This window comes from Streptomyces silaceus, assembly GCF_001419745.1.
Classification (GTDB): domain Bacteria; phylum Actinomycetota; class Actinomycetes; order Streptomycetales; family Streptomycetaceae; genus Streptomyces; species Streptomyces silaceus.
This window is the reverse complement of sequence record NZ_LIRJ01000470.1, coordinates 1-4916: the sequence shown is the minus strand read 5'-3', so window position 1 is coordinate 4916 and position 4916 is coordinate 1. Positions and strand designations below refer to the sequence as shown.

Annotated in this window: 4 protein-coding genes and 2 pseudogenes; 4 read left to right on the top strand and 2 right to left on the bottom strand. The window is 72.6% G+C overall.

The annotated features are described in order from the left end of the window. Positions 1 to 186, bottom strand: a pseudogene (locus AOK22_RS34355) (HAD family hydrolase); the annotation flags it as partial. A gap of 111 nt (positions 187 to 297) precedes the next feature. Between AOK22_RS34355 and AOK22_RS34350 the strand changes: the two are divergent. From AOK22_RS34350 to AOK22_RS34335, 4 genes are read left to right on the top strand one after another with little or no spacing between them, the layout of a single operon-like run. After that, positions 298 to 1296 carry a FecCD family ABC transporter permease gene (locus AOK22_RS34350; protein ID WP_055702633.1) on the top strand — a complete coding sequence of 333 codons (999 nt, stop codon included), beginning with the start codon at positions 298 to 300 and terminating at the stop codon, positions 1294 to 1296. Continuing rightward, positions 1293 to 2366, top strand: coding sequence for a FecCD family ABC transporter permease (locus AOK22_RS34345; RefSeq protein WP_055702632.1), 1074 nt, complete (start codon positions 1293 to 1295; stop codon positions 2364 to 2366). Before AOK22_RS34350 ends, AOK22_RS34345 begins: the two co-directional genes overlap by 4 nt. Then, positions 2363 to 3187, top strand: a complete 825-nt coding sequence (locus AOK22_RS34340) for an ABC transporter ATP-binding protein (RefSeq protein ID WP_055702631.1) — start codon at positions 2363 to 2365, stop codon at positions 3185 to 3187. Before AOK22_RS34345 ends, AOK22_RS34340 begins: the two co-directional genes overlap by 4 nt. A 52-nt stretch (positions 3188 to 3239) precedes the next feature. Continuing rightward, the gene (locus tag AOK22_RS34335) at positions 3240 to 4244 is read left to right on the top strand and encodes an ABC transporter substrate-binding protein (protein ID WP_425264104.1); all 1005 of its coding nucleotides are present in this window, start codon (positions 3240 to 3242) and stop codon (positions 4242 to 4244) included. A 1-nt stretch (position 4245) separates the two neighbouring features. Here AOK22_RS34335 and AOK22_RS34330 read toward each other — a convergent pair. Further along, positions 4246 to 4916 (bottom strand): annotated as a pseudogene (locus tag AOK22_RS34330) (hypothetical protein); the annotation flags it as partial.

Here is a 4916-nt window from a genome sequence, read left to right as displayed (position 1 = left end):
GTCCTCGGGGAACCACTCGCGCAGCTCCTGCTCCAGCGGCGGCCCGAGGCGCGTGACGGCGAGATCGGCGTCTATGTATGTCCCCGTCTCGGCGGAGAGCGCCCGGTAGGCCTCCCTGATGCCGGGCCGGGAGTCGATGAGGGTCATGTCGAGGTCGAAGCCGACCGTGAGCGCGCGTGAGGTCATGCGCCCATTGTGCCGAGGGGCCCGCCCGGCCCCGCCCGTAGACTTAGCCAAGCCTTACCAAGAGACGTCCGTCCCCCTGGGATCCGTCCTCCCGTGAAACGAGCTCAGCCGATGCGTGTGCCCGTCAGACGCGCCGTCCTGATGACGGCGGCCGTCGTGGCCCTGCTGCTCGCGGTCCTGCTCAGCCTCGCTGTCGGCGCCCGCGCGATCGCGCCGTCCGCCGTCCTCGACGCGCTGCTGCACGGCGGGCACAGCGACTCCGCCGAAGTGATCCGCGAGATGCGGGTGCCGCGCACCGTGATCGGCGTGCTGGTGGGCGCCGCGCTCGCCCTGGCCGGCACGGTGCTCCAGGGCATCACCCGCAACCCCATCGCCGACCCCGGCATCCTCGGCATCAGCCAGGGCGCCTCGGTCGGCGTCGTCCTCGCCATCGCCTTCGCCGGGGTGCACACGCTGACCGGATACGTCTGGTGGGCGTTCGCCGGCGCGGGGCTCGCGTCGGTCGCCGTGTACGCCATCGCGTCCAGCGGCCGGGGCGGCGCGACGCCCGTGAAGCTCGCGCTCGGCGGCGCCGCGATCAACGCCCTGCTCGTCTCCGTGACGACCGCGGTCCTCACCACCAAGGCCTCCGCCCTGGACGAGTTCCGCTTCTGGCAGGTCGGCTCGCTCTCCGGGCGCGACGCCGAGATCGTCGGCCAGATCTGGCCGTTCCTGCTCGTCGGCGTGGTGCTCGTCGTCTCGGTCGCGCGCGGCCTGGACGCGCTGGCGCTCGGCGAGGACGTGGCCAAGGGCCTCGGCCAGAACGTCGCGGCCGTCCGGGTCATCGGCGGGCTCGGCGCGACGGTCCTCACCGGCGCGGGCGTCGCCGCCGCCGGACCCATCGCCTTCATCGGCCTGGCCGTCCCGCACATCGCCCGCGCGATCGTCGGCAGCGACCACCGCTGGGTGCTGCCGATGGCGGCGGTCATCGGCCCCGTGATGCTGCTGGTCTCCGACACGGTCGGACGGATCGTCTTCCCGCCGAGCGAGGTCCCCGCGGGCGTGATGACCGCGCTCATCGGGGTGCCGTTCCTCGTGACCCTCGTACGCCGGAAGGCGGTGACGGCATGACCGCGGTGACCACCCGGCCCCCGGTCCGGCCCGCCGGCTACGCGGTGCTGCGCGTGCGCAGGGCGGCCTTCCTGGTGCACCGGCGGGCCGCCGTGGTGGCGGCCGCCCTCACCGTCCTGCTCGCCGCGGGCTGCCTCGCCTACCTCTGCGTCGGCGAGTCCTTCGTACGTCCCGCCGAGGCCCTGAAGGTCGTCTTCGGGCAGCCCTCCCCCGACGAACTGGTCGTGGGCACGCTGCGCGAACCGCGCATGGTCGTGGGCCTGCTGGTGGGCGCCGCGTTCGGCGTGGCCGGCGCGCTCATCCAGACCGTCGCCCGCAACCCGCTCGCCAGCCCCGACATCATCGGCATCAGCCAGGGCGCCGGCGCGCTCACCGTCGGCGCGATGACCTTCGGGATCACCTCGTACACGGTGCTCCCCTACCTCTCCGTCGTCGGCGGCATCGCCGCGGCCGCCCTCGTCTACGTCTTCGCGTGGCGCGGCGGACTGCACGCCACCCGCTTCGTCCTGATCGGCATCGGCTTCGCCATCGCGCTGCGCTCGGTGACGACGCTCTTCATGACGAAGGGCGACTACCTCGTCGCCCAGCAGGCGCAGATCTGGATGACGGGCTCCCTCAACGGCCGCGGCTGGGCCGAGGCGAACCCGCTCGGCCTGACCCTGCTCGTGCTGCTCCCGTTCGTCCTGTGGGCGGCCCGCGCGCAGCGCTCGGTCTCCCTGGACGACGACACGGCGACGGCCCTCGGGGTGCGCCTGGGACACGTACGCCTCGGTCTCGTCCTGCTCGGTGTCGTCCTCGCCTCGGTGGCCACCGGCGCGGCGGGCCCCGTCGACTTCGTGGCGCTGCTCGCCCCGCAGATCGCCCGCCGCCTGACCCGCACCGCGCAGATCCCCCTGCTGTGCTCGGCCCTGCTCGGCGCGCTGATCGTGGTCCTCGCGGACCTGCTCGCCCGCCGCCTGTTCTCGCCGACCGAACTGCCCGTCGGTGTCCTGACGGCGGCCGTCGGCGCCCCGTACCTGATCTGGCTGATCATCCGCAGCCGTACCGTCCGCAATGGAGGCACGTCGTGAATGCCGCCCGCCTCACGGCCCGCGAGCTGACCCTCGCCTACGAGGACCGCACCGTCGTCGACCGCCTCGACCTCGCGATCCCCGACGGCAGGGTCACGGTGATCGTCGGCCCCAACGCCTGCGGCAAGTCCACGACGCTGCGCGCCCTCGGCCGGCTCCTCAAGCCCCGGAGCGGCGCGGTCCTCCTGGACGGCGAGGCCCTCGCCAAGCTGCCCACCAAGAAGATCGCCCAGCAGATCGGGCTGCTCCCGCAGACGCCCGTCGCGCCCGAGGCGATCACCGTCGCCGACCTCGTCGCGCGCGGCCGGCAGCCGCACCAGCACTGGTGGCAGCAGTGGTCCGACGCCGACGAGAAGGCGGTGACGGAGGCGATGGAGCGCACCGACGTGGCCGCGCTCGCCGAACGCTCCGTCGACGAGCTCTCCGGCGGCCAGCGCCAGCGCGTGTGGATCGCGATGGCCCTGGCCCAGGACACGGACCTGCTGCTCCTGGACGAGCCCACCACGTACCTGGACATCTCCCACCAGGTGGAGGTCCTCGACCTCGTACGCCAGCTGAACCACGACCGCGGCCGCACGGTCGTCGTCGTCCTGCACGACCTGAACCAGGCCGCGCGCTACGCCGACCACCTCGTCGCCATGAAGGCCGGCGAGGTCGTCGCCGAGGGAGCCCCCTCGAAGATCGTCACCGAGGAACTCGTCCACGAGGTCTTCGGCCTGGAGTGTGTGGTGGTGCCGGACCCCGTGACCGGCTCCCCCCTGGTCGTCCCCGGGGCGCCGTGGTCCGCGGCGGCGCCCGCCCGCACCGGCACCCCCGCCTGAGCGGCCCCGGCACCCCCGCCCGAGCCGCACGGCCCGTCCGAAAGGCACCGCCATGGCCCGCACGAAAGGCACCGCCATGACCCACCTCCGCTCCCCGCTGCGCCGCCGCTCCCTCACCGCGGGCGCCCTCGCCCTGACCGGCGCGCTGGCGCTCTCCGCCTGCGGCTCCTCCGACTCCGGCGAGAACACCGGCTCCGGTGAGACGCACACCGTCAAGACGGCCATGGGCGACGTGCAGGTCCCCGTGAGCCCCAAGCGGGTCGTCGTCCTCGACACCGCCGAACTGGACTCCGCGATCACCCTGGGCGTGAAGCCCATCGGCTCCACGCACGTCGAGGCGTCCTCGGGCTTCCTGGGCTATCTGCCCAAGGACAAGGTCAGCGGCATCGAGGACGTCGGCGAGATGATGAACCCCAACATGGAGGCCATCGCCGCGCTCAAGCCCGACCTGATCCTGACCTCCAAGATCCGCCACGCGGCGAAGTACGACCAGCTCAAGAAGATCGCGCCGACCGTCATGACGGAGACGACCGGCTACCCCTGGAAGGAGAACTTCCAGGTGCACGCCGAGGCGCTGGGCCGCCAGGACGAGGCGAAGAAGACCGTCGCCGACTACACCGCGCACGCCAAGAAGGTCACCGAGGCCATCGGCGGCCCCGCGAAGGCCGCGCAGACCAAGGTCAACGTCCTGCGCTTCATGGAGGGCGCCGACATCCGCCTCTATGGCGAGCAGAGCTACATCGCCACGCTCCTCAAGGACGTCGGCCTCGGTCGCGCCCCGATCTCCGCGAAGGCGAAGGACGGCTTCTCCTACGACCTGTCCCCCGAGAAGATCGACCTCGCGGACACGGACGTCATCTTCCGGTCCACGTACGGCGATCCGAAGAAGGCCAAGGAGACGCAGACCGTGGACAGCAGCCTGTGGAAGAACATGAAGGCGGTGAAGTCGGGCAACGTCCACACCGTCGAGGACGAGCTGTGGATCCAGGGCATCGGCTACACGGCCGCGGCGAAGATCCTGGACGAGATGCAGGCGGACCTGGCGAAGAAGAACTGACTCACGGCCGCTGCCGCTGCGACCTCCACAGCAGGAAGAGCGCGGAGGCGACGGCCGCGCCGCGCACGACCCACGGCCAGGTCTCGGCGATGGCGTCGCTCATGTGCCCGTCGCGGATCGGGTCGCCCCAACGGCCGTCGGTGCGCCCCCACAGCCAGGTGATCCCCCCGGCCGCGACGAGCCCCGGCAGGCCCAGGGCGGCCCACTTCGCCTCGGCGCGGGTGAGCCTGCGGGAGGCGTAGGCGATGAGCCAGCCGCCGCCCAGGGCAAGCCAGTTGCCGAGGACGGCGCCGACGGTGAGGAGGGCGGCGGCGAGGACGAGGAGCGGGTTGCTGAACCCGGCGCCGGCCCCGGGCAGCCGCGGCACCCAGCGCCGCCGGCCGCCCCCTTCCTCGACGGCCTCCTCTTCCTCCTCCTCTTCCTCGGTCTCCTTGCGGAGGGAAGGGGGAGGTCCGTCCTCCTTGCCGGGCGGCGGCTTGAGTATCTCGGGGATCTCCACGCCGCCGACGAAGCCGGGGACGCTGTCGGCGAGGCCGAACGGGCTGCTGTCCACGCGCCACCAGTCCGGCTCGGAGCCGCTGGGGCCCAGCTCGTCGCTGTCGGCGAGGTGCGGCGGCGAGGCGCCGGGGTGGATCTCCGGTTCGGGGGCGGAGCGGTCTCTGATACACATGT